Genomic DNA, 21,209 nt, shown 5'->3' with positions numbered 1-21,209 from the left:
TCTCGGTTTCCCCGTGATCTCTCGGTTTCCTCGTGATCACGGTGCGGTGTTGCCGCTGCCGTCGGTGAGCAGCGCGGTGAGCAACTGCCCCAGCCAGGCGCGGGCGCCCTCGACGTCCTTGTCCAGCAGCAGTTGGGTGGTGACTCCGTCGTACGCGGCGACGACCGCGTGGGCGGCTCCGCCGGGGTCGCCGAGGACGGCGGGCAGTGCGGCGCGGCCACGGGCTCGGGCGAGCCGGTCGGCGATGGCGCCGCGCAGCCGCGCCCGGTGCTCCAGCAGGGTCCGGGCCACGTCCGGGCGGCGGGCGGCGTGCACCAGGAAGTCCGTCTTGACCAGGAGCCAGTCCAGGTCGAGCAGCAGCACCTCGGTGACCCGGTCGACGGCGGCGGGCACGTCGAGGTCGGGACCGTCCAGGCCGAGCGCCTCGGCCACCTGGTCGGCGATCAGCTCGGCCCGCTGCCGGCACAGGGCGAAGAACAGTTCGTCCAGGGTGGCGAAGTTGGAGTAGAAGGCACCCCTGCTGTAGCCGGCCGCCTCGCAGACCTCCTCGATCGACACCCGGCCGAATCCCTTGGCGGCGAAGACGGCGAAGGCGGCGTCGAGCAGGTTGGCCCGCGTCCGCAGCCGGCGCCGGGTGACGCGCGTTTGTGCGCCCTCGACCGTCATCCCGGACCTCCGTTCGATACGCGAACGTATCCGATACACCGGTGTATCGGAAGCCCGGGGACAGGAACGTCCGGATTCCGGCAGACCAAAACCCGCCGAGGGCAACCTGGCCCTCGGCGGATCCCCCCTGGAGACCTCAGGAGGTCACCGCACACCTCCCGCGGTCTGCGGCCTTCGGTCCCTCCGCGGTGGGACGGACATCGAAGTCGAAGATTCCGGTCGGGAGATAGAGGGAGCAGCAGGCATTGGGAATGTCGACGATTCCGCTGATGCGTCCCTCGATGGGGGCCGCGCCGAGGATCAGGTAGGCCTGCTCTCCGGAGTAGCCGAACCTCTTCAGGTACTCGACGGCGTTGAGGCAGGCGCGGCGGTAGGCGACCGTCGCGTCCAGGTAGTAGTTGGTGTCGGTGTCGTGGTCCACGGAGACCCCGATGAAGGACATGAACTCCGAGTACCGCGGCTCGACATTGCCCGGCATGAAGACCGGGTTGGTGCTGATGGCGTACTTCTCCATGCCACCCTTGATCAAATCGACGTGGAAGTCGATGAAGCCGCCCATCTCGATGGCGCCGCAGAAGGTGATCTCACCGTCTCCCTGGCTGAAGTGCAGATCACCGACCGACAGTTTGGCGTCCCTGACGTAGACGGGACAGAAGACACGTGATCCACGGGTGAAGTTCTTGATGTCCTGGTTGCCGCCGTTCTCTCGTGCGGGAACGGTACGCGCACCTTCCTGGACGATACGATCGGCGTCCGACCCGGTCGCCTGGCCGGCGAGGGCCTGATCGGGTTCAGGTACGAGCCCCAGAGGCGGGACCCGGTCGGGATCGGTGTCGACCAGTGCCTGCTCACGCCTGTTCCACCGTTCCAGCAACTCCGCGGACGGGGCGTTGCCGAAGAGGCCGGGGTGCGTGATGCCGGTGAAGCGGACACCCGGAAGGTGCCTGGAGGTCGCCATCTGCCCGTGGAAGTCCCATATCGCCTTGTAGGCGTCCGGGAAGTAGTCCGTCAGGAAGCCGCCACCGTTGGCTTTGGCAAAGACGCCGGTGTACCCCCAGGCCTGCCCCGGCGCTTCCCCTACCTGCTGCGGCACCGGCCCCAGGTCGAGGATGTCCACGATGAGCAGGTCGCCCGGCTCCGCGCCTTCGACGCCTATCGGCCCGCTGAGCATGTGGCAGCGCTTCAGGTCGATATCGCGAACGTCGTTGGCGGAGTCGTTGTTGCCGATCTGCGCGTCGGTCCACTCGCGGCATTCGACGCGGAACTCGTCCCCCGGGCGGACCATGGTGGCGATGGGGACGTCCGGATGCCACCTGTTGTGTCCCGGCACATTCTGGTCGCGCATCGACCGGGACTGGTCGACGCTGAATACTGTTTCAGGCATGTCAGCTCCTCGTGTGGTGCTGCCGTCAGCCGATGTGGCGTGGCGCCCTTGACCCGGGTACTCCGCATGACACTTCTCTCGTCTGGTCGACCACCTCCCACGCCGCGATCCAGGGTCGAAGTTGCCGGGTGATCACCCGCCCCAGGAGCCGGCGGCCGGCGGGCCGTCAGCCGGGGCGGCCGGCCGCGTAGCCCGCACCCCCGTACTCCTCCGAAGGCCTCCGGGGCCCCCTCGGCCGGTGCACGAACCACAGCGCCCCGAAGACCAGGACACCGAACGCGCCCAGGGCGATGGCCGTCGCGTAGGCGTTCCCCGGAACCCAGTAACCGGTCAGCAGCAGGAATGCCGGTATGACACCGGTCACCCAGCCTTCGATTGCGGTCACCCAGCCGGTATAGGGCGTCAGCGCCTCGCGCTTCAGCCCCAGCAGGAGGAAGAAGAGGAACCACAGGAACGCCCAGTAGAGCCAGATCACTCCGATCGGCTGATCGTGGAACAACCGGAAGCTGATGAACGAATAACCCAGGGCAACGATGGCCACGAACAGCGAGTAATAACCTACGCCTGTCGTATCCAGCCCCATGAGCAGCCCGATTCCGACATACAGGTATGTGAAACCGAAGAGAAATATGCCCGAGGCCAGCATAATAAGCCTGGGATCCTGGTTCGCGTTGATGATGAGATAGGTGGGTGTCACGACCTGGAGCGCGCCCACGAAAATATTGAGTATGGCGGCTGACCGGCTCTCCACCTTCCCCAGCAGCATCAAGCCGTTGATGAACAGCACCGCGCCCACGAAGAGAAGTCCGACGTTGGCCAAGGGGACACACCTCCCGATGTGCCCGCCGGACGGTGATACGACCGGCAAGCTGTTGTGCGCATGTGCCTTCAGGGCCGGGGGAGCCGGGCGACCGCCGGATGGACTGACCTGGTCGTGGCCGTCCTGGGAGGCACCCGCGTGACCACTGCGGGGTCTTCCCGAGACTTCTCCGCCTGCTCGCGCAGGCCCGCGAGGGCGGGCGACGTGGACACGAGCGCCGGGGAGGAGTATGCGCGCCGTGCCGTCGTCGAGCACCGCGGGCAGCTCAGCTGTGTCGGCGCGGTGCCGATCGGCAGCCTTACATCGAATACTCCACAGCGACTGCACGAATATTCGTACGTAGCCATAAGACACCACCGCCCCGTCGCTTCTCCGGTCCGCGCGGACACGCGCGGCTGCATCAAGCCGATGGGTGCCGAAAACTCCACGCCTGATTCCAGGCAACTCCTCGAAGAGCTTCGTGTCAAGGCAAGCTGAAGGGCCCCGGGCGTTGCCCTGCGCCGTGTGAAATGGGACCCGTGCGGCACCGAGGCTGCCGTGGCACGGCGACCGCCAATTCACCCGCTGTCACACCCGCTGAATAACCACGCCAGAGACGTGACGATCGCGTTCCGGAATTGAACGGCCACATTTGGTGCACAACCTCTGAGCGGGTCCTGAGCAGGATGATGTGCCCGGCGCACGTGTCAGGACGCGCCCGCTATCGCACACGCGCGGCACGGGGGTCGGCCGCAGGTGCACTGCAGGATTCCGTCCAGCACCCCATGATCGTGGTAGAGGCACTTGTCCTGACAGGTGTGGCGCGGAACGAAGCCCGCCTGGAGCTCGTCCGGCCAGGGCTCCTCGCCCTCCCTGCAGCGCACGAACCGCTCGGGATCCGTCGAGTGCAGCTGGTGCATGCGCTCCTGGGCCTCGCCCTCCAGATCGCGCGCTGCGGCAACCATGGCTTTGAGTTGGTCCGCGAGAGCGGAGAACCTGGCGTCGCCCGTTCTCACATGGGCGGCGTTCAGTGCCATGACGGCGTTGCCCAGGAATCGCCGGGCATCCTGGAGATCGGTGACGTGGTGCAGTTGGATGCCGGTCACGCCCCGGACCCACACGGCGTCTTCGCTCACTTGTCCACCTTCCGGGCTCGAGATGCCCTTCGGTGATGCGGCGCCGAAGGGCACCGCATCTTCCTCATGCGCCCTGAAGTCTCTGCCCGGAACGGCGGTTGTCCGTCGGATCACCGCTTGACCCGCTCCTGCTTCGCGACCGTCCGCCGCGCTGCGGAAATCGCCTATGAGGATCACATGCCTCCAAAGAGGTTAAAACTTGCATTACCGATCAATCCAGTCACATCTCGGTGAACTCACTCACAAGCAGCGCAGCCCTGGCTTTCCAGCCGATGCGGAGCTGCCGGGGCGTGGGACGTGCCCCGAACCCGGACCCGTCTGGTTGGCTGTCCCTGCAGGGCCGCCACCGGGATGCGAGGAGATCGATGCGCGTGGACGTTCAGCAGATCGCCGACGGCACCTACCTGGTGCACGGCAGCAACACCAACTGGGTGATCCTCACCGAGGGCGACGCGGCCACACTGATCGACACCGGCTACCCCGGCGACCGGCAGCGGCTGCTCGACTCACTGACCGCGGTGGGCAGTACACCCGAGGCGGTGGTGGCCGTGCTGATCACCCACGCGCACAACGACCATCTGGGCTCGGCCGAGTACCTGCGCGCCACCTACGGCACCCCGGTACGTCTGCACGAGGCCGAAGTGCCGCACGCGCGGCGGGAGTTCCTGCACCAGGTCGGCGTCGGGCGGGTGCTGCGCAACGGCTGGCGGCCGGGCGTGCTGCCCTGGGCGGTGCACGCGCTCCGCGCCGGCGGCACCGCGCACATCCCGGTCGCCGCGCCCGAGCCGTTCCCGGTGGCGGGCCCGCTGGACCTGCCCGGGCGGCCCGTGCCCGTGCACACGCCCGGCCACACGCGGGGCCACACCGTCTTCCACCTCCCGGACACCGGCGTGGTGGTCTCCGGCGACGCCCTGGTCAGCGGCCACCCCACCTCGCGCATCCGGGGCCCGCAGCTGCTGCCCGACATGTTCCACCACGAACGCGCCCAGGCGCTGGCCTCGCTGGACGTGCTCGAACAGCTCGACGCGGACGTGACGCTGCCCGGACACGGCCCCGCGCACCGCGGCCCGCTGAAGCAGGCCGCGCGCCGGGCCCGGGAACGCGCGCGCCAGGGCCCGCTCCAGCCGCCTTGACCCGCGGGGCTGTTCACGCGGTTCCCCACACCCGGACGCCGGAACCCCCGGCGCCGCGGTGACTCAGGTGTGCGGGACGACGGCCACCGGGCAGCCTGCGTGGTGCAGCATCCCGTGCGCGACGGAGCCGATCCGCGCGCCCACCGCCGTGCGGTGGGCGCGCCGGCCCACGACCATCAGCTGGGGCCGCTCGGCCGCCGCCAGCAGCACCTGGCCGGCGCTGCCCATCTCCACGTGTTCGACGACGGGGACGTCCGGGAAGCGCTCGCGCCACGGCTGGAGCGCAGCGGCCAGTGCCTTGCGCTCGTACGGCTCCAGCCCGCCGGCCTCGTCGAGCAGCTTGAGCGAGCCGGGGCTGTAGGCGAACACCGGCGGCAGCGTCCAGGCCCGTACGGCGCGGACGGTGGCGCCGCGGGCGGCGGCGGTCTCGAACGCGAACCGCAGGGCGCCGGCGCTGTCCTGCGAGGCTCCGTGCTGGCCGACGACGATCTCCCGGCCCGCGGCCTCGGCGGCAGGCTCGTCCCCGGCGCGCACCAGCACGACGGGCCGTACGGCCTCGATGATCACCTGCTGTCCGACGGAACCGACCAGGAACCCGACGAGGGCACCCTGGCCGCGTGAACCGAGCACCAGCATCTCCGACTGCGCCGCGGCGGCGAGGAGCCCGTCCACGGCGCCGTCCTCCACGACGTCGGTGGTCACCGTCAGGTCCGGGTGGCGTTCGGTGACCGTCCGGGCGGCCTCGGCGAGGCCGTCGCGCACCCACTGCCGCTGGGTGTCCCGGTCGCCCGCGTCGAAGGCGTCGTGCGCCTCGAAGCGCCAGGCGTGCACCAGGCGCAGCGGCAGCCCGCGGCGCTCGGCCTCCCGTCCCGCCCACGCCAGCGCGGCGAGGCTCTCCTCCGATCCGTCCACCCCTGCCGTGATCGGCCGCGTCATGCCGTCTGCCTCCCTGTGTAGTGAGCCGTCCTCGGTCCAGTCTCCCCCACCGGGTGATCACGGAAGCGGCCGGGCGGGACAGCCGCCCAGCCGCATACCCGAGCACATCGGGACGATCGAACATACGATGGGCGGGAACCGGCGCGGTGGCGGCAGAGGCGCACCGGGCCGCCGATCCGACCACCACGCGGGATGGCAGAACATGGCACAGGCCGTGGAGCCGACGCGGACCGTCATCATGACCGTGGACGACGACCCGGGGGTCTCCCGCGCCGTCGCCCGGGACCTCCGGCGGCGCTACGGCGCCTCGTACCGGATCGTGCGCGCGGAGTCCGGCGAGTCCGCCCTGGAGGCGCTGCGCGAGCTGAAGCTGCGCGGCGACCTGGTCGCCGTCCTCCTGGCCGACTTCCGGATGCCGCGGATGAACGGCATCGAGTTCCTCGAACAGGCCCTGGACGTGTACCCGGGCGCGCGGCGGGTGCTGCTGACCGCGTACGCGGACACCAATGCGGCGATCGACGCGATCAACGTCGTCGACCTGGACCACTACCTCCTCAAGCCCTGGGATCCGCCCGAGGAGAAGCTCTATCCGGTCCTGGACGACCTGCTGCAGGCCTGGCGGAGCAGCGACCACCGGCCGGTGCCCAGCACCAAGGTGGTCGGGCACCGCTGGTCCGCGCGGTCGTCGGCGGTACGGGAGTTCCTGGCCCGCAACCAGGTGCCCTACCGCTGGTACTCCTGCGACGAGCCCGAGGGCAGGCGGCTGCTGGCCGCCGCCGGGCAGGACGGGCAGCGGCTGCCGCTGGTGGTCACCCCGGACGGCACGCCCCTGCTGGAGCCGGAGGCGACCGAGCTCGCGGCCCGGGTAGGGCTGGCGACGACACCGGCGGCCGACTTCTACGACCTCGTCGTGGTCGGCGGCGGCCCGGCCGGGCTCGGCGCGGCCGTGTACGGGGCCTCGGAGGGGCTGCGGACGGTGCTGGTGGAGCGCTCGGCGACCGGCGGGCAGGCCGGGCAGAGCTCCCGGATCGAGAACTACCTGGGCTTCCCGGACGGCGTCTCCGGCGCCCAGCTCACCGACCGGGCCCGACGGCAGGCGGCGAGGTTCGGCGCCGAGATCCTCACCACGCGCGAGGTGACGGGCCTGGAGGTGGGCGGCGCGGCGCGGACCGTACGGTTCTCGGACGGCACCGCGGTCGCCGCGCACAGCGTGATCCTGGCGACCGGCGTGTCCTACCGGCAGCTGCCCGCGGCCGGCGCGCGGGACCTGACCGGCTGCGGGGTGTTCTACGGCTCGGCGCTGACCGAGGCGCCCTCCTGCCAGGGGCAGGACGTCTACATCGTGGGCGGTGCCAACTCGGCGGGGCAGGCGGCGATGTACCTGGCCCGGGGCGCCAAGTCGGTGACCCTGCTGGTGCGCGGGCCGTCGCTGGCGGCGTCGATGTCGTACTACCTGATCCAGCAGATCGAGGAGGCGCCCAACATCGCGGTGCGCACGGGCACCGTGGTGGAGGCCGCGCACGGCTCCGGCCACCTGGAGCGGCTGACCCTGCGCGACACGGCGAGCGGGCGGAGTGAACTCGTCGACACGCAGTGGATGTTCGTATTCATCGGCGCGGCCCCGCTGACCGACTGGCTGGACGGCACGGTGCTGCGGGACGGGCGCGGGTTCATCCTGGCCGGGCCCGACCTGACGCCCGACGGACGGCCGCCCGCCGGCTGGGAGCTGGACCGGCCGCCGTACCACCTGGAGACCAATGTGCCCGGCGTGTTCGTCGCGGGTGACGTGCGTGCTCAGTCCGCCAAGCGGGTCGCGTCCGCCGTAGGAGAGGGAGCCATGGCCGTGATGCTCGTCCACCGGTACCTGGAGCAGTCGTGAGCGGCCGGCCGGTGCCGTGCAGCCCGAGGGAGATCGGCTCGCTGTTCCTGTTCGAGAAGCTGTCGGGCGAACAGCTGGGCCGGCTGTGCCGTGAGGGGCGGGTAGAGCGGTTCGACCCCGGCCCGGTCTACACCGAGGGCGAGCCGGCCGACTGCTTCTACGTGATGGTCGAGGGCACTGTGGTGCTCTCCCGCCGGGTCGGCGGCGAGGACGTGGAGGTCACCCGGACCTCGCAGCCCGGGGTGTACGCGGGCGCCATGCAGGCGTACCTCGGGGACCGGCTGCGGCAGGTCTACAACAACTCGATGCGGGTCACGGAGCCGACGCGGTTCTTCGTGCTGCCCGCCGGGACGTTCGCGGACATCATGCGCGAGTGGTTCCCCATGGCGGTTCACCTGCTGGAGGGGCTGTTCTTCGGGTCGAAGAGCACCCAGGCGGCCGTCGGACAGCGCGAGCGGCTGCTGGCGCTGGGCTCACTGTCCGCCGGGCTCACCCATGAGCTCAACAACCCCGCGGCGGCGGCCGTCCGGGCCACCGCGACGCTGCGGGAGCGGGTGGCCCGGATGCGCCACAAGCTTGCCCTCATCGCCGAAGGTCCCTTCTCCCGGGACCAGTTGGCGAGTCTCATCGACATCCAGCAGCGTACCGCCGAGCGGGTCGCCAAGGCACCGGTGCTCACCCCGCTGGAGGCGGCCGACCGCGAGGACGCCCTCACCGACTGGCTTCAGGACCACGGCATCGAGCAGGGCTGGCAGCTCGCGCCGACCTTCGTGCAGGCCGGACTCGACGTGGACTGGCTGGAACAGGTCGCGGCGGCCGTCGAGGAGGAGATCCTGCCGGGCGCCGTGGGCTGGCTCAACTACACGGTGGAGACCGAGCTGCTCATGGACGAGATCGCGGACTCCACCACCCGCGTGTCCCGGCTGGTGGACGCCGCCAAGCAGTACTCCCAGCTGGACCGCGCCCCCTATCAGGTCGCCGACGTGCACGAACTCCTCGACAGCACGCTGCTGATGCTGTCGGGCAAGATCGGGCCGCGCATCAGGGTCGTCAAGGAGTACGACCGTACGCTGCCGCGGATCCCCGCCTACCCGGCCGAACTGAACCAGGTGTGGACCAACTTGATCGACAACGCGGTCTGCGCGATGGACGGCGCGGGCGGCGACGGCACGCTGACCGTGCGCACCGCGCTCCACCACGACCGGCTCCTGGTGGAGTTCCGCGACACCGGGCCGGGCGTCCCGCCGGAGATCCGTGACCGCATCTTCGACCCGTTCTTCACCACCAAGCCGGTCGGCCGGGGCACCGGTCTGGGACTGGACATCTCCCGGCGGATCATCGTCAACAAGCACCACGGCAACCTCGACGTGGAGTCGGTGCCGGGCGACACCCGTTTCCGGGTGCTGCTGCCCCTGACCGCCGTCGAACCCGACGGCACCGCGCTCGCCTCCGCCGCGCCCGGCGGCCCACCGCTCGCGTCCGAGGATCGTACGACATCCCAGGAGCCGGCATGACCAGCGACACCGGAATCGACCCCCGCGTCCCGCCGAGCGGCACCGGCTGTGTCGAGTGCGACACAGCCGGCGGCTGGTGGCTCCACCTGCGGCGCTGCGCGCAGTGCGGGCACATCGGCTGCTGCGACGACTCCCCCGGCAAGCACGCCACCGCCCACCACCGGGCCACCGGACACCCGGTGATCCGCAGCTACGAGCCGGGCGAGGGCTGGTTCTGGAACTACGACGCGAACGAGTTGTACGAGACCGGCCCCGAACTCGCACCCCCGGTGAGCCACCCGGCGGACCAGCCGGTGCCCGGCCCGGCGGGCCGTGTCCCCGCGAACTGGGCGGACATGCTGCGCTGAGCCGTCCTGCCCGCTCTTGAGCCGGAGCCCGAGTGGTGCAGATCCGGCCATTCTTGGCATGCACCTGACACTCGCATGCATCGGGGCACCCCTCCGCCCACCCACCCCACTCAGTGATCGGCGAGTGACCAACTGTGTGTCGCCGTTGGAGATCTGACGCGCTGGGAGATGCTTGCCCCTCCCGAATGCGGCCGATCCCGCGCGGACCACCGCGCGGACGGAGACGGGAAGGGAGCCCATGACCTCACGAACGGTGTGCCGGAGCGCGGTGCTCGGTTCGCTGGCGCTGACCCTGCTGGCGGGGCCGGCGCACGCGGCGGACAGCCGACCGGACGCCGGGGCGTCCGCCGCCCTCCCCGCGCCGGACACGGCGGCGCTCGGCGGTCAGCTGCGCACGGCACTCGCCCAGGGCGCGCCGGGCGCGATGGCACGCATCGACGACCACCGCCTCTCCTACGACGACCACGCCACGGTCCACAAGGCCATGGAGGGGGTCGCCGACCGCGGGACGAAGGAGGCGATGAACACCGCCGACCGGTTCCGCATCGGCAGCGTCACCAAGACCTTCTCCGCGGTCGTGCTGCTGCAACTGGCGGCCGAGGGCCGCGTGAAACTCGACAACCCGGTCGACCACTACCTGCCGGGGCTGCTGCCCGACGACCGGATCACGGTGCGGCACGTGCTCAGCCACAGCAGCGGCCTGTACGACTACAGCCACGACATGTTCGCCCGGACGGTGCCCGGCTTCGAGGCCGTACGCACCAAGGTGTTCACCTACCGCCAACTGCTCGACCTGTCGCTGCGGCACCCGCGCACCCAGGCGCCCGGCGCCGGCTACGCCTACTCCAACACCAACTACGTGGTGGCCGGCCTGCTCATCGAGAAGCTGACCGGCCACCCGGTGCGTACCGCGTACGAGAACCGGATCACCAAGCCGCTGAAGCTGACCGACACCCTCTACGCCCACCCCGGCACGAGGATTCCCGGCCGGCACGCGCGCGGCTACCTCACCCCGGACGAGGCGGGGGCCCCGCTGGTGGACGCCACCGAGCAGACGGTGTCCTGGGCGCAGAGCGCGGGCGCGCTCATCTCCAGCACGCGCGACCTGAACACCTTCCTCTCGGCGCTGCTGGGCGGACGGCTGCTGCCCACCGCCCAACTGGCGCAGATGCAGCGGTGGATCCCGGCGGGCACCGGCCAGGCGTACGGGCTCGGGCTGCGCCGCCGCGACCTGTCGTGCGGGGTGTCGGTGTACGGGCACACGGGTGCCGTGCAGGGCTACTACACCTACGCGTTCACCAGCAAGGACGGCCGGCGCAGCCTCACCGCGCTCGCCAACGCCTCCAACAACGGCAGGGTGCACCTGACGATGCTGCGCACGCTGGAGGCGGCGTTCTGCGGCAAGCAGGCGAAGGAACGCGGCACGACCGTGCTCCCGTACCCGGCCGAGGAGGACGACCTCGCTCAGTGAGCCTGGCGGAACCGGCTCCTTCGCGTCAGGATGCCCGCATGAAGGGTGATCTCTTTTCCAGTGAGCACGTGGTGCGGCCCGCGATCGCGCCGGGCATGTCGGTCGAGAACGCCAAGTGCCTCAGGTACACGGTGGACGGCGAGATGTTCGCCCGTCAGGGCTCGATGGTGGCCTTCCGCGGCGACCTGCGGTTCGAGCGCAAGGGCCAGGGCGTGGGCGGCATGCTCAAGCGTGCGGTCACCGGGGAGGGGCTGCCGCTGATGGCGGTGCACGGGCGGGGCGAGGCCTGGTTCGCGCAGGAGGCGCAGAACTGTTTCATCGTCGAGGTCGAGCCCGGTGACGAGTTCACCGTCAACGGCCGCAACGTCCTGTGTTTCGACGCGACGCTGTCGTACCGGATCACGACGGTCAAGGGGTCGGGGGTCGTCGGCGGCGGGCTGTTCAACAGCGTGTTCACCGGGCAGGGCCTCCTGGGCCTGGTGTGCGAGGGCAGCCCGCTGGTCATACCGGTCACGCCGGAGCAGCCGGTGTACGTCGACACGGACGCGGTGGTCGGCTGGACCGCCCGGCTGCAGCCGTCACTGCACCGCTCGCAGTCGATCGGCTCGATGCTGCGCGGCGGATCCGGCGAGGTGGTGCAGCTGATGCTGCGGGGCGAGGGATACGTCGTCGTCCGGCCGAGCGAGGCGAAGGCGCACAAACCCCAACAGCACTGAGGAAGGCGGGCGTTCGCAGAAGGTGATCTGCGTCGCACGGGCAACCCCGCCGCGCGTGCCCGCGTCTTGAACGGCGACAGCCGACCACTCTGGTCCGTGTGGGCCGAGGGTGGTTTCCGACGCACTATACACATTGTGTATACGCACAGCGTATAGAAAGGTGCACATGTACGGCAAGGCATTCGCCCCGGAGTACCAGGGCGCCCTCACCTCCCTGTCCGTGAACTCCTCGCTGACCGAGGTCCTGGCCGCCGGGAGAGAGCAACTGGCCGCCGCGGAACGGGCCGGACAACCGGGCGAGGCGGCACGTTCCGGGCTGGCGATCGCGGAGGCACACCGGCGGCTCGGGCAGACCAGGGAGGCGGACCTGGCCTGGAAGGCCAGCTACCGGGCCGCCCGGGAGGCCGGGGACACGGCCGCGATGGCCTGGGCGCTGTGGAGCGGCGGCACGCTGGCCCGGCAGCGCGGGGCGTTCGCACTGGCCTGGCGACTGCTCGGGCTCGCGGCGGAACTCGGCGAGCGCGGCGGGGACGTCGTCGTCCGCGGCTACTCGCTGGCCGGACTCGCGGAGACCGGCCGCATCCAGGGCGACTACGAGGCTGTCGGCCGGCTGCACGAGCAACTGCTCGCCGAGGCGCGGCGGCGCGGCGAGGCGCGGCACACGGTGTGGGCGCTGGAGGGCATCGCGCAGATGCACCGCAACACCGGGTCGCACGACACCGCGTACGCGTTGTTCGAGGAGGCGGCCCACATAGCCGCGCGCGCCGACGACCGGCGCGGCCACGCCTGGGCGCTGCGCGGGCTCGCCGACGTGGTGTCCGCCCGCGACGGTGACACCGAGCGGGCGCTCGCGCTGCTCGGCGAGGCGGAGGAGACCTGCCGCGCGATGGACCTGACCAGTGCGCTGGCGTACAACCACAAGATGCGCGGCAACGTCCTCTATCGCGCGGGGCGTTACGCCGAGGCGCGACAGTGGTACGAGCAGGCGCTCGCGGAATTCCAGGCCATCACCGAACCGCGCGGCGAGGCGCTGTCCCGTCTGGGTCTGGCCAAGTCCCTGGCCCACCTGGGCCGCGACCGCACGGAGACGGCGGCCGAACTGGCCGCCCTGGCCAGCACGATGGCCCGTATCGGCCTGCGGCACGCGGAGGAGATGGTGCGCCGGGCGCAGGAGGAGTTCGGCCTCGCTCGGGCCGGTCAGGCCTCGGCAGCCCAGGAGGCCGTGCGATGACGGTGGTGCCCTCGGTGGGGCCTGCTGCGGTGGGTGTGTCCGAAGTACTGGAACGCTGCCGGGAGTTGGTGCAGCCCGCGCTCGTCGAGGCGGTCGGACGGCTGCATCCGTGGGTCGGGGAGATGGCCGGGTACGCGTTCGGATGGTGCGAGGTCGGCGGGGCTCCGGTGATCGCGCCGGGCGGCAAGGGACTGCGGCAGGCGCTGGCGGTGCTCGGGGCGGAGGCGGCCGGGGCCGACGGACGGGAGGGGGTGGCCGCGGCGGTCGCCGTGGAGCTGGTGCACACCTTCTCCCTGCTGCACGACGACATCATGGACGGCGACGAGACCCGGCGCGGCCGGCCTGCGGTGTGGAAGGCGTACGGCACCGGCCCGGCCGTCCTGGCCGGCGACGCCCTGTTCGCACTGGCCGTCGAGACGCTCGCCGCGACCCCCGGCGGCGCGGGGGCACTGCCCCGGCTGTCCACGGCGCTCGTCGACCTGCTGCACGGACAGGCGGACGACCTGCTGTTCGCCGCGCGGCCCTGGACGGGACCCGAACGGGTGCGGCCGGAGGCGTACCGGGCGATGGCGGAGGGGAAGACGGGCGCGCTGCTGGGCTGCGCCGCCGCGCTCGGCGCCGTCCTCGGCGGGGCGCCCCCGGCGACGGCCGACGCGCTGGACCGGGCCGGACGGCACCTCGGGATCGCCTTCCAGATCGTGGACGACGTCCTGGGCCTGTGGGGCGACCCGGCCGTGACGGGCAAGCCCGTCCACGCGGACCTACGGGAGCGCAAGAAGACGTTCCCGGTCCTGGCAGCCCTGGACACAGCGGGTCCGGCGGCCCGGCACCTGGCCGCACGGCTGGCATCGGACGACGCCCCCGCCGAAACCGCGGCCCTGGTCGAAGCGGCGGGCGGCCGCACGGCGGCCCTGGCCGAGGCCCGCCGCCACATCACCGCCGCCGGGGCGGCACTCTCCGGGGCACCCCTGCGGCCGGCGGCCGCGGCCCGGCTCCAGGCCCTGCCGGACTTCCTCCTCGACCGCACCCTCTGAACTCCGCCGGGTGTTGACCCGAGCCGCCCCACCGGGTGAGGGTCTACGCGGCGCGGACCGTCGTCCCACGCGCCGGAAGGGTGGACTGTCTTGATCGGTATATCGGAGATCGAAGCCGCGGGCGAGCGGATCGGCGGGCATGTCGTGCGGACTCCGACCGTGGCGAGTCCCGGACTGTCCGCGCTGCTCGGTGTCCCCGTGACCGCGAAGCTGGAGCTGCTGCAGCGGACCGGGTCCTTCAAGGCGCGGGGGGCGACGGCGAAGCTGCTGTCGCTCAAGGAGGCGGAGCGGGACGCGGGGGTCGTCGCGGTCAGCGGCGGGAACCACGGGATCGCCCTCGCGGTGATGGCCGCCGCCCTCCAGGTGAAGGCCACGGTGGTCATGCCGCGCTCCGCGCCCGCGCGGTCCGTCGCGATCGCGGAGGAGGCCGGGGCCTCGGTGCGGCTGACCGACGGCATGGACGAGGCGTTCGCCACGGCGGGGCGGCTGCGGGACGAGGGCCTGACCCTGGTCCACCCCTTCGACGACCCCGTGGTGGTCGCCGGGCAGGGCACCGTCGGGCTGGAACTGGCCCAGGACGCCGGTGACCTCACCGACGTGCTCGTCAGCATCGGGGGCGGCGGGCTGATCGCGGGTGTCGCCGCGGCCCTGCGCGCACTGCGGCCCGGGGTACGGGTCTGGGGCGTGGAGACCGAGGGCGCCCAGGCCATGTCGGAGGCGCTGGCGGCCGGCGGTCCGGTGCCCGTGGCCCTGTCCTCGATCGTGACCACGCTCAGCGCTCCGACCGTGTCCCGGCTGACGTACGACCATGTCTCCGCCCAGGTCGAGGAGGTGCTCGTGGTGCCCGACCGCGAGGCCGTGCGCGGCTGCCTCGACCTCGCCGAGCACGCCAAGGTGTGGGCCGAGCCCGCCGCGGGCTGTCTGCTGCCGGCCGCCCGGCGCGTACGGGAGCGGGTCGGTCCGGACGTCCGGCTCGGGCTGGTGGTGTGCGGGGGCAACACGACGCCCGCCGACGTCATGTCCTGGGCGGACCGGTTCGCACTGCGCTGAGGCGGCGCACACCGGACTCGCTCAGAAAGCAACAGGCGATCGAATTCGGCCGCCGGGCGGGTTTACCGGTGGTCACCACAGGTCGGCGCCCGCGCATTCGACCGGAGGATTGCTCCGCGGGAATTGCGCGGGCGCCCCGCGAAGGCGTACGGAACTCCACAGAACCCCTCGGTACGCTTTCGGTCACGTCCGTCCCCGCCCGAGCAGCACATCGACGCACCTCCGGCCGCGTCCGGTGCTGCGCACACCGTCGGACATGGCAGCTGAACGGATTTCATCGCACACGTGCTCGGCAATGGCTGAATAAAGAGCGGGAACAGTGCCGGACCGCGGTCCCTTTGAACACATCCGGTCTTCTCCGTCGTATCCCCCGGGAAAGGTGAGCACCAGGGGTTCGACGAGGGATGGCCATGGTCCAGGGGCACGCGTCCGCACACGAGCTGGTCGCCGGACGGTACCGGCTCCTCGAGGCCGTCCACCGCGAGACGAACCACGTCTGCTGGTACGGCGAGGACGTCGGGGCGGAGCGCCCCCGCCTGCTGACGCAGACCGGACTCCCGGCGGGCACCGGCCAGGACGACGCCCGGCTCATCACCGCCCGCGTCACGCGGATGTCCGAGGCCATGGGGCTGCTGCGGCCTGGCCGGATCGCCACGGTGGTCGACGCCGTGGTGGAGGCGGGGACGCTGTGGACGGTCACCGAGTGGATCGACGGCACCCCCCTGGGCGAACTCCTCGCCCGAAAAGGGACGTTCAACTACGTACGGGCGGCCCGGATCGGACTGGAACTGCTCGACGTGCTGGAGGCCGCGCACGCCGAGGGCATCACGCACGGCGAACTCGGCCCCGGCCAGGTCTTCGTGCGGGACCGGGGCGGAGTCGTGGTGACCGGCTTCGGCCTCGCGGGCGCGACCCTGGTCCCCCGGATCACCGCGCCCTCGTACGCCTCCCCGGAGCAGGCCCGCGACGAGCGGATCGGGCCGGCGGCCGACCTGTGGGCGCTCGGCGCGCTGCTCTACACGATGACCGAGGGGCGCCCGCCGTTCCGCGACCGGGGCCGGCCCGAGGCCACGCTGCAGAGCGTGGTCCGGCTGCCGCTGCGCGCGCCGCTGCGGGCCGGGCCGCTCGGCCAGGCCGTGCGGGGCCTGCTGCGCAAGAACTCCCAGGACCGCCTGACCCGTCCGGTGGTCCGGGAGGCACTCACCCGGATCATGAGCGAGGACCCCGACACGGTCACGCGCGCGGTCCCCCGGCCCCGTCTGCGCGGTGTGTACGCGGCGGCCTGCGCGGCGGGCCGGGCCTGGAGCAGACGGACCATGGTCCTGGGCACCACACTGGCCGTCGTCACCGTCACGGTCGCCGTCCTGACCGCCGGCCACCTGCTGCCGGGCACCGGCACCTCCGGCCCCGCCTCCGCTTCCGGCACCACCGGGCCGCCCGTCCCCTCCCCCACCGGGACCGGCGGCCGGACCGGCGACGGCACTGTGCCGCCGTCCGCCGCGCCCGGTGCCTCCCCCTCGGCCACGGCGACCGGCCTGCCGGCCGGCTTCCGCGTCGTCAACGCGCCGGAGGGCTTCTCCCTCGCCCTGCCCGAGGGATGGGACCGGGTGAACACCACCCGCGTCTCCGACCTGGCGTACCGGGTGGTCTTCGGCGCCGACGGGGACACGCGCACCCTCGCGGTCACCTACAGCACGCAGGCCGGCCCGGACCCGGTCGTGGTCTGGCGGGACGACGTCGAGCCGTCGCTGGAGCGGCAGGAGGCGTACCGGCGGATCGGCGACATCCGCGCGACGACGTACCAGGGGCGCGAGGCGGCCGACATGGAGTGGTTGTCCGGAACCGGGAGCGGGCAGGTGCGCACCTTCGGCCGCGGCTTCCTCCTCGGCGGCCGGCGCAGCTTCTCGCTGCGCTGGACGACCCCCGCCGGTGACTTCGCCACGCCGGTGAACAAGCAGGCGCTGAAGGTCTTCCTGCAGACCTTCCGGCCGGGCCCGGGCTGATCGCCCGTTTCCGGGTCGTCGTGCCCGGGGACTCGGCGCCCATGGTGCGAATCGGATACACGATGATGACCGAGCAGGCCGGTCCCCGGGAGCTGGTCGGCCACGTGGTGCGGGCCGAGGAGGTCGGCTTCGACTTCTCGGTGACCTCCGACCACTACTTCCCGTGGCTGCGCTCGCAGGGGCACGCGCCGTACGCCTGGAGCGTCCTCGGGGCCGCCGCCCACGCGACCTCGCGCATTCCGCTGATGACGTACGTGACCTGCCCGGCCTTCCGCTACCACCCGGCGGTCGTGGCACAGAAGGCGGCGACGCTGCAGCTGCTGTCACAGGGCAGGTTCCGGCTGGGGCTGGGCTCCGGCGAGAACCTCAACGAGCATGTCGTGGGCGGCGGATGGCCGTCCGTCGACGTACGCCACGAACGGCTCGAGGAGGCCGTCGGAATCATCCGGGCGCTGTTCCAGGGCGGTCATGTCACCCGGCACGGCGCGCACTTCGACGTGGATTCGGCCCGGCTGTGGGACCTGCCGGACCAGCCGCCGCCCATCGGTATCGCCGTCTCCGGTGAGCAGTCCTGCAAGCTCGCCGGCCACCTCGCCGACCTGGTGATCGCCACCGAGCCCGAGGCGGGGCTGCTGGAGGCCTTCGACCGGCACGGCGGTGAGGGCAAGCCGCGCGTGGGCCAGCTGCCGGTCTGCCACGACTCCGACCGCGACGCGGCGGTCGAGCGGGCGCACGCGCAGTTCCGCTGGTTCGGCAGCGGCTGGAAGGTGAACTCCGAGCTGCCGCACCCGGACGCGTTCGATGCGGCCACGCAGTTCGTCACCCCCGACGACGTGGCCGGGGCGATTCCGTGCGGCGACGACCCGGAGGCCTTCGTGGAGGCCGTACGCCCCTACACCGAAGCCGGGTTCACGGAGGTCGCGCTGGTGCAGATCGGCGGCGCGTCGCAGGAGCCGTTCCTCGACTGGTCGGCGAAGACGCTGCTGCCCGCGCTGCGCGAGGCCTTCGCCTGACCGGTGCGGCCGGCCGCGTGCGGATTCACCCGGACGCCTGAGCATCTTGCGCGTTTCCCGGGTACTAGAGGGCTCTACGTCCTGATGTCCTCGGAGGGCCCATCCCGTGAACTCCTTCGCGCGCAAGAGTCTGGTGGTGCAGTTGCAGTCGAACGGCACGGAGCGTTTCCCCGTGCTGGCGCACCTGAGTTACGACGCCGACGACCCGTTCGCCGTCACCGCCGTCTTCAGCCATGACGGGCGGGTGCTCGCCCGGTGGAAGCTGGACCGGGAGATGCTCGGCGACGGCCTGGAAGGGCCGGTGGGCATCGGCGACGTCCGCTTCCGCCCCGTGTCGAGCGGCCCGTGGGAGGAGCTGTGCATGGAGTTCTACGGCAACGCCCGCCCCGGCGGGGGGCGGCACCACGCGGCGGTGTTCGTGTGGGCGCCCGCCGTCGCGGCCTTCCTGCGTCAGACGCATGACGTGGTGGCACCGGGCGAGGAGGAGATCGGCGTCGACGACTTCCTGGCGGAGGTCATCGCGGGGGGCTGAACGCATCCCGCGCGACCGCCCCCGGCTTCACCGGGAGGTGTGGCGGTGGCGGGTCCACAGGGGCAGGGCGAACCAGCACAGGAGGTACCAGGCGACCACCACCGCGACCAGCCAGAGCACGAAGCCGTCGTGTGTCGCCACCCTGAGGATCAGCAGCAGCGCGGCGGTCATGGTGGCGAGCAGCAGGACGAGGCCGACGAAGGTCAGCCGGGACGCCCAGCGCACCGCCTGGGGCTTGACCCGGCGGCCGGAGACGAGGCGGTGCAGGGACACGGGGCCGATGAGCGCGCCGGTCGCCGCGGCGCCCAGGACCACCGTGACGACGTAGATGACCTGGTCGGTGTGGGTGAGGCGCTCGTACTTCGGCTGGAACACCACCGTGAGCAGGAAGCCGAAGAGGATCTGCACGCCCGTCTGGGCCACCCGCACCTCCTGGATGAGCTCGGCCCACCTGCGGTCGGCCCGCTCCTCCTCGGTCTCGTCGCGCCCTCGACGCCTGCCCTCGGCTGGTTCCGGCACCGCCACGCCGCCTCCCGGTTCCCGCGACCCGCAGCCCGGGTCGGCCCCTGTCCTTTCGCGGGTTCCCCGAGGAGCGGGAAAGCTGCCCGGCCGGCCGCGCCGTTTGAGCGGCCGGCCGACGGTTACACGAGGCCCGTGACGCAGACAGACCGACAGACAGACCAGTCGAGGAGGTCCCGGCCGATGTCCGGCACGCAGCTCACGGTGACGCTCAGCGGCGGCGAGGTCGCCGACGCCCGGACGGTCGTCAGGGCCCTGGAGGGGGTTTTCGGGGCGCCGGACGAGCTCCCCGCCGACGAGCAGGCGACCGTGCGCACGGCCACCTTCTCCGCCGATGCCGACGCCGGCCGGGACGTGCCCGGCATCCCGCGGGACACGGGCCGGCTGTCCACGCCGGTGACCGTCACCGTCCAGGGCACCCCTCGGGCCGTACGGAAGGCGAGCGAGACGCTGACCCGCGCCTTCACGGCGCACGACGAGGGCGCGGCGGCCGGTGACCAGGAGCAGGAGCGGCAGCTGCGCCTGGAGCCGTGAGCGCGCCCCCGACGGCGGCGACGGCGTCTACCAGCGGGCCTCCACCTGGTCCTTGATCCGGCGCTCGTACAGGTCCCGGATCGCCGCGAGGGTCTCCTCGCCCAGCGGCGGCAGCTTCGCGGCGGCGGTGTTCGCGCGTGCCTGCTCCGGCGAGCGGGCGCCCGGGATGACGGTGGTGACGCCGGGCTGCTGGATGATCCAGCGCAGCGCGAGCTGGGCCGGGGTGTATCCCTCGGGGGCGAGCGCGGCGAACTCGGCGGCGGCCTCCACGCCCGTGGCGTAGTCGACGCCGGAGAAGGTCTCGCCCTGGTCGAATGCCTCGCCGTGCCGGTTGAAGGTGCGGTGGTCGTTGGCGGGGAAGACCGTGTCCTTGGTGTACCTGCCGGACAGCAGTCCGGAGGCGAGCGGAACCCGGGCGATGATGCCGACGCCCGCCTCCCGCGCGGCGGGCAGCACCTCGCGCAGCGGCTTCATGCGGAACGGGTTGAGGATGATCTGCACACTGGCCACGTTCGGCCGGGCGATCGCCGTCAGCGCCTCGGCGCAGGTCTCCACGCTCACGCCGTAGGCGGCGATCCGCTCCTCCTCGACGAGCGTGTCGAGGGCGTCGAACACCTCGTCGCTGGAGTACACGGGCGTCGGCGGGCAGTGCAGCTGCACCAGGTCGATACGGTCGACGCCGAGGTTGCGCCGGGAGCGGTCGTTCCAGGCGCGGAAGTTGTCCAGGACGTAGTTCTGCGGGATCTGCTCGACGCGCCTGCCCATCTTGGTGGCGACCAGCACGTGCAGGTCCGGCCGGGAGCCGAGGAAGGTCGCGATGGTCGACTCGCTGCGCCCGTCGCCGTAGACGTCGGCGGTGTCGAAGAAGGTCACCCCCGACTCGGCGGCCGCCTCCAGCACGGAGAGGGCTTCCTTGTCGTCCACGTCGCCCCAGTCGGCGCCCAGTTGCCAGGTGCCGAGCCCGACGACCGACGCGTGCTGGTGCGACCTGGGGAATTCACGTTCGTCCATGGCGCCAGTCTGTCATCGGCGGCGTCCGTCGGTCCGCCGGGCTACCCGGCGGCGGCCGTGCGGCACTCCGGGTGGCCCCAGCCCTGGTCGTTCCTGGCGATCGGTTCGCCGGCCGCGTAGGAGCGGCCGCACGCGCAGCGGCCGGGGAACTTCGCCTTGATCGTGCGAGCCGCCGAGGATCCGGATCCGCCGCCGCGCTGCCGGGCCGCCTTGGTGCCGTTGGCGCGGCGGCGCGGGGAGGCGGACGCCGGGGCGACGGGCGAGGGCGGCGGTTCGGGCGAGCCGAGGGCGCTGCCCGCCG

At 71.9% G+C, this 21,209-nt stretch carries 21 protein-coding genes and 1 pseudogene; 13 read left to right on the top strand and 9 right to left on the bottom strand.

The features are described 5' to 3' along the window. Window positions 1-36 precede the first annotated feature (36 nt). The 5 genes from DEP02_RS05165 to DEP02_RS05145 form a co-directional block, all read right to left on the bottom strand. Entirely contained in the window at window positions 37-666 is a 630-nt protein-coding gene (locus DEP02_RS05165; protein WP_112466134.1) for a TetR/AcrR family transcriptional regulator, read from the bottom strand. Window positions 667-802: 136 nt separating this feature from the next. Next, complete coding sequence (fmdA, locus tag DEP02_RS05160; RefSeq protein WP_112466133.1) at window positions 803-2,050, bottom strand: formamidase; 1,248 nt, start codon at window positions 2,048-2,050, stop codon at window positions 803-805. Window positions 2,051-2,216: 166 nt separating this feature from the next. Then, window positions 2,217-2,870 (bottom strand): AmiS/UreI family transporter, encoded by a 654-nt coding sequence (locus DEP02_RS05155; protein WP_112466132.1) that lies wholly within the window; start codon window positions 2,868-2,870, stop codon window positions 2,217-2,219. Window positions 2,871-2,938: 68 nt separating this feature from the next. Then, window positions 2,939-3,217 (bottom strand): FmdB family zinc ribbon protein, encoded by a 279-nt coding sequence (locus tag DEP02_RS35650; RefSeq protein ID WP_157977368.1) that lies wholly within the window; start codon window positions 3,215-3,217, stop codon window positions 2,939-2,941. Window positions 3,218-3,556: 339 nt separating this feature from the next. Beyond that, window positions 3,557-3,985, bottom strand: coding sequence for a hypothetical protein (locus tag DEP02_RS05145; protein ID WP_198668290.1), 429 nt, complete (start codon window positions 3,983-3,985; stop codon window positions 3,557-3,559). Between the two features lie 365 nt (window positions 3,986-4,350). Here DEP02_RS05145 and DEP02_RS05140 point away from each other — a divergent pair, with 365 nt between their 5' ends. Further along, entirely contained in the window at window positions 4,351-5,118 is a 768-nt protein-coding gene (locus DEP02_RS05140; RefSeq protein ID WP_112466130.1) for an MBL fold metallo-hydrolase, read from the top strand. Between the two features lie 63 nt (window positions 5,119-5,181). Here the strand turns inward: DEP02_RS05140 and DEP02_RS05135 are convergent, their stop codons facing one another. Then, window positions 5,182-6,054, bottom strand: a complete 873-nt coding sequence (locus DEP02_RS05135) for a universal stress protein (protein ID WP_112466129.1) — start codon at window positions 6,052-6,054, stop codon at window positions 5,182-5,184. Window positions 6,055-6,256: 202 nt separating this feature from the next. Between DEP02_RS05135 and DEP02_RS05130 the strand changes: the two genes are divergently transcribed. The 11 genes from DEP02_RS05130 to DEP02_RS05080 all read left to right on the top strand — a co-directional run bounded on the left by DEP02_RS05130 (window position 6,257) and on the right by DEP02_RS05080 (window position 18,844). Then, the gene (locus DEP02_RS05130; RefSeq protein WP_112466128.1) at window positions 6,257-7,933 is read left to right on the top strand and encodes an NAD(P)/FAD-dependent oxidoreductase; all 1,677 of its coding nucleotides are present in this window, start codon (window positions 6,257-6,259) and stop codon (window positions 7,931-7,933) included. Then, a complete protein-coding gene (locus tag DEP02_RS05125; protein ID WP_112466127.1) occupies window positions 7,930-9,447 on the top strand; it encodes an ATP-binding protein in 1,518 nt (505 codons plus the stop codon). The genes DEP02_RS05130 and DEP02_RS05125 overlap by 4 nt, the downstream gene beginning before the upstream one ends. After that, complete coding sequence (locus DEP02_RS05120; protein WP_112466126.1) at window positions 9,444-9,794, top strand: UBP-type zinc finger domain-containing protein; 351 nt, start codon at window positions 9,444-9,446, stop codon at window positions 9,792-9,794. Before DEP02_RS05125 ends, DEP02_RS05120 begins: the two co-directional genes overlap by 4 nt. Window positions 9,795-10,032: 238 nt before the next feature. After that, window positions 10,033-11,265 (top strand): serine hydrolase domain-containing protein, encoded by a 1,233-nt coding sequence (locus DEP02_RS05115; RefSeq protein WP_112466125.1) that lies wholly within the window; start codon window positions 10,033-10,035, stop codon window positions 11,263-11,265. 38 nt (window positions 11,266-11,303) lie between these two features. Continuing rightward, complete coding sequence (locus tag DEP02_RS05110) at window positions 11,304-11,981, top strand: AIM24 family protein (protein ID WP_112466124.1); 678 nt, start codon at window positions 11,304-11,306, stop codon at window positions 11,979-11,981. A gap of 166 nt (window positions 11,982-12,147) precedes the next feature. Continuing rightward, window positions 12,148-13,212: a tetratricopeptide repeat protein gene (locus DEP02_RS05105; RefSeq protein ID WP_112466123.1), complete on the top strand. Its 1,065-nt coding sequence runs from the start codon at window positions 12,148-12,150 to the stop codon at window positions 13,210-13,212. Continuing rightward, entirely contained in the window at window positions 13,209-14,246 is a 1,038-nt protein-coding gene (locus DEP02_RS05100; protein ID WP_112466122.1) for a polyprenyl synthetase family protein, read from the top strand. Before DEP02_RS05105 ends, DEP02_RS05100 begins: the two co-directional genes overlap by 4 nt. 90 nt (window positions 14,247-14,336) lie before the next feature. Further along, window positions 14,337-15,296, top strand: a complete 960-nt coding sequence (locus DEP02_RS05095) for a threonine/serine dehydratase family protein (protein WP_112466121.1) — start codon at window positions 14,337-14,339, stop codon at window positions 15,294-15,296. Between the two features lie 404 nt (window positions 15,297-15,700). After that, window positions 15,701-17,299: a serine/threonine protein kinase gene (locus DEP02_RS05090; protein ID WP_112466120.1), complete on the top strand. Its 1,599-nt coding sequence runs from the start codon at window positions 15,701-15,703 to the stop codon at window positions 17,297-17,299. Window positions 17,300-17,340: 41 nt separating this feature from the next. Then, window positions 17,341-18,312: an LLM class F420-dependent oxidoreductase gene (locus DEP02_RS05085; protein WP_112466119.1), complete on the top strand. Its 972-nt coding sequence runs from the start codon at window positions 17,341-17,343 to the stop codon at window positions 18,310-18,312. Between the two features lie 106 nt (window positions 18,313-18,418). Next, the gene (locus tag DEP02_RS05080; RefSeq protein ID WP_112466118.1) at window positions 18,419-18,844 is read left to right on the top strand and encodes an SsgA family sporulation/cell division regulator; all 426 of its coding nucleotides are present in this window, start codon (window positions 18,419-18,421) and stop codon (window positions 18,842-18,844) included. Between the two features lie 27 nt (window positions 18,845-18,871). Here DEP02_RS05080 and DEP02_RS05075 read toward each other — a convergent pair whose 3' ends face one another. Then, entirely contained in the window at window positions 18,872-19,363 is a 492-nt protein-coding gene (locus DEP02_RS05075) for a DUF6328 family protein (RefSeq protein ID WP_198668289.1), read from the bottom strand. Window positions 19,364-19,546: 183 nt separating this feature from the next. On the opposite strand from DEP02_RS05075, the gene DEP02_RS05070 reads away from it, so the two are divergent. Then, window positions 19,547-19,897: a hypothetical protein gene (locus tag DEP02_RS05070; protein ID WP_112466116.1), complete on the top strand. Its 351-nt coding sequence runs from the start codon at window positions 19,547-19,549 to the stop codon at window positions 19,895-19,897. 27 nt (window positions 19,898-19,924) lie between these two features. On the opposite strand, the gene DEP02_RS05065 is transcribed toward DEP02_RS05070, so the two are convergent. Next, window positions 19,925-20,908, bottom strand: coding sequence for an aldo/keto reductase (locus DEP02_RS05065; protein ID WP_112466115.1), 984 nt, complete (start codon window positions 20,906-20,908; stop codon window positions 19,925-19,927). A 41-nt stretch (window positions 20,909-20,949) separates the two neighbouring features. Then, a pseudogene (locus DEP02_RS05060) lies at window positions 20,950-21,209 on the bottom strand (ribonuclease HI); the annotation flags it as partial.

This window comes from Streptomyces triticisoli (assembly GCF_003270085.1).
In the GTDB taxonomy this organism is placed as follows: domain Bacteria; phylum Actinomycetota; class Actinomycetes; order Streptomycetales; family Streptomycetaceae; genus Streptomyces; species Streptomyces triticisoli.
The sequence above is the reverse complement of the archived record's forward strand: the minus strand, read 5'-3'. Positions and strand labels throughout refer to the sequence as shown.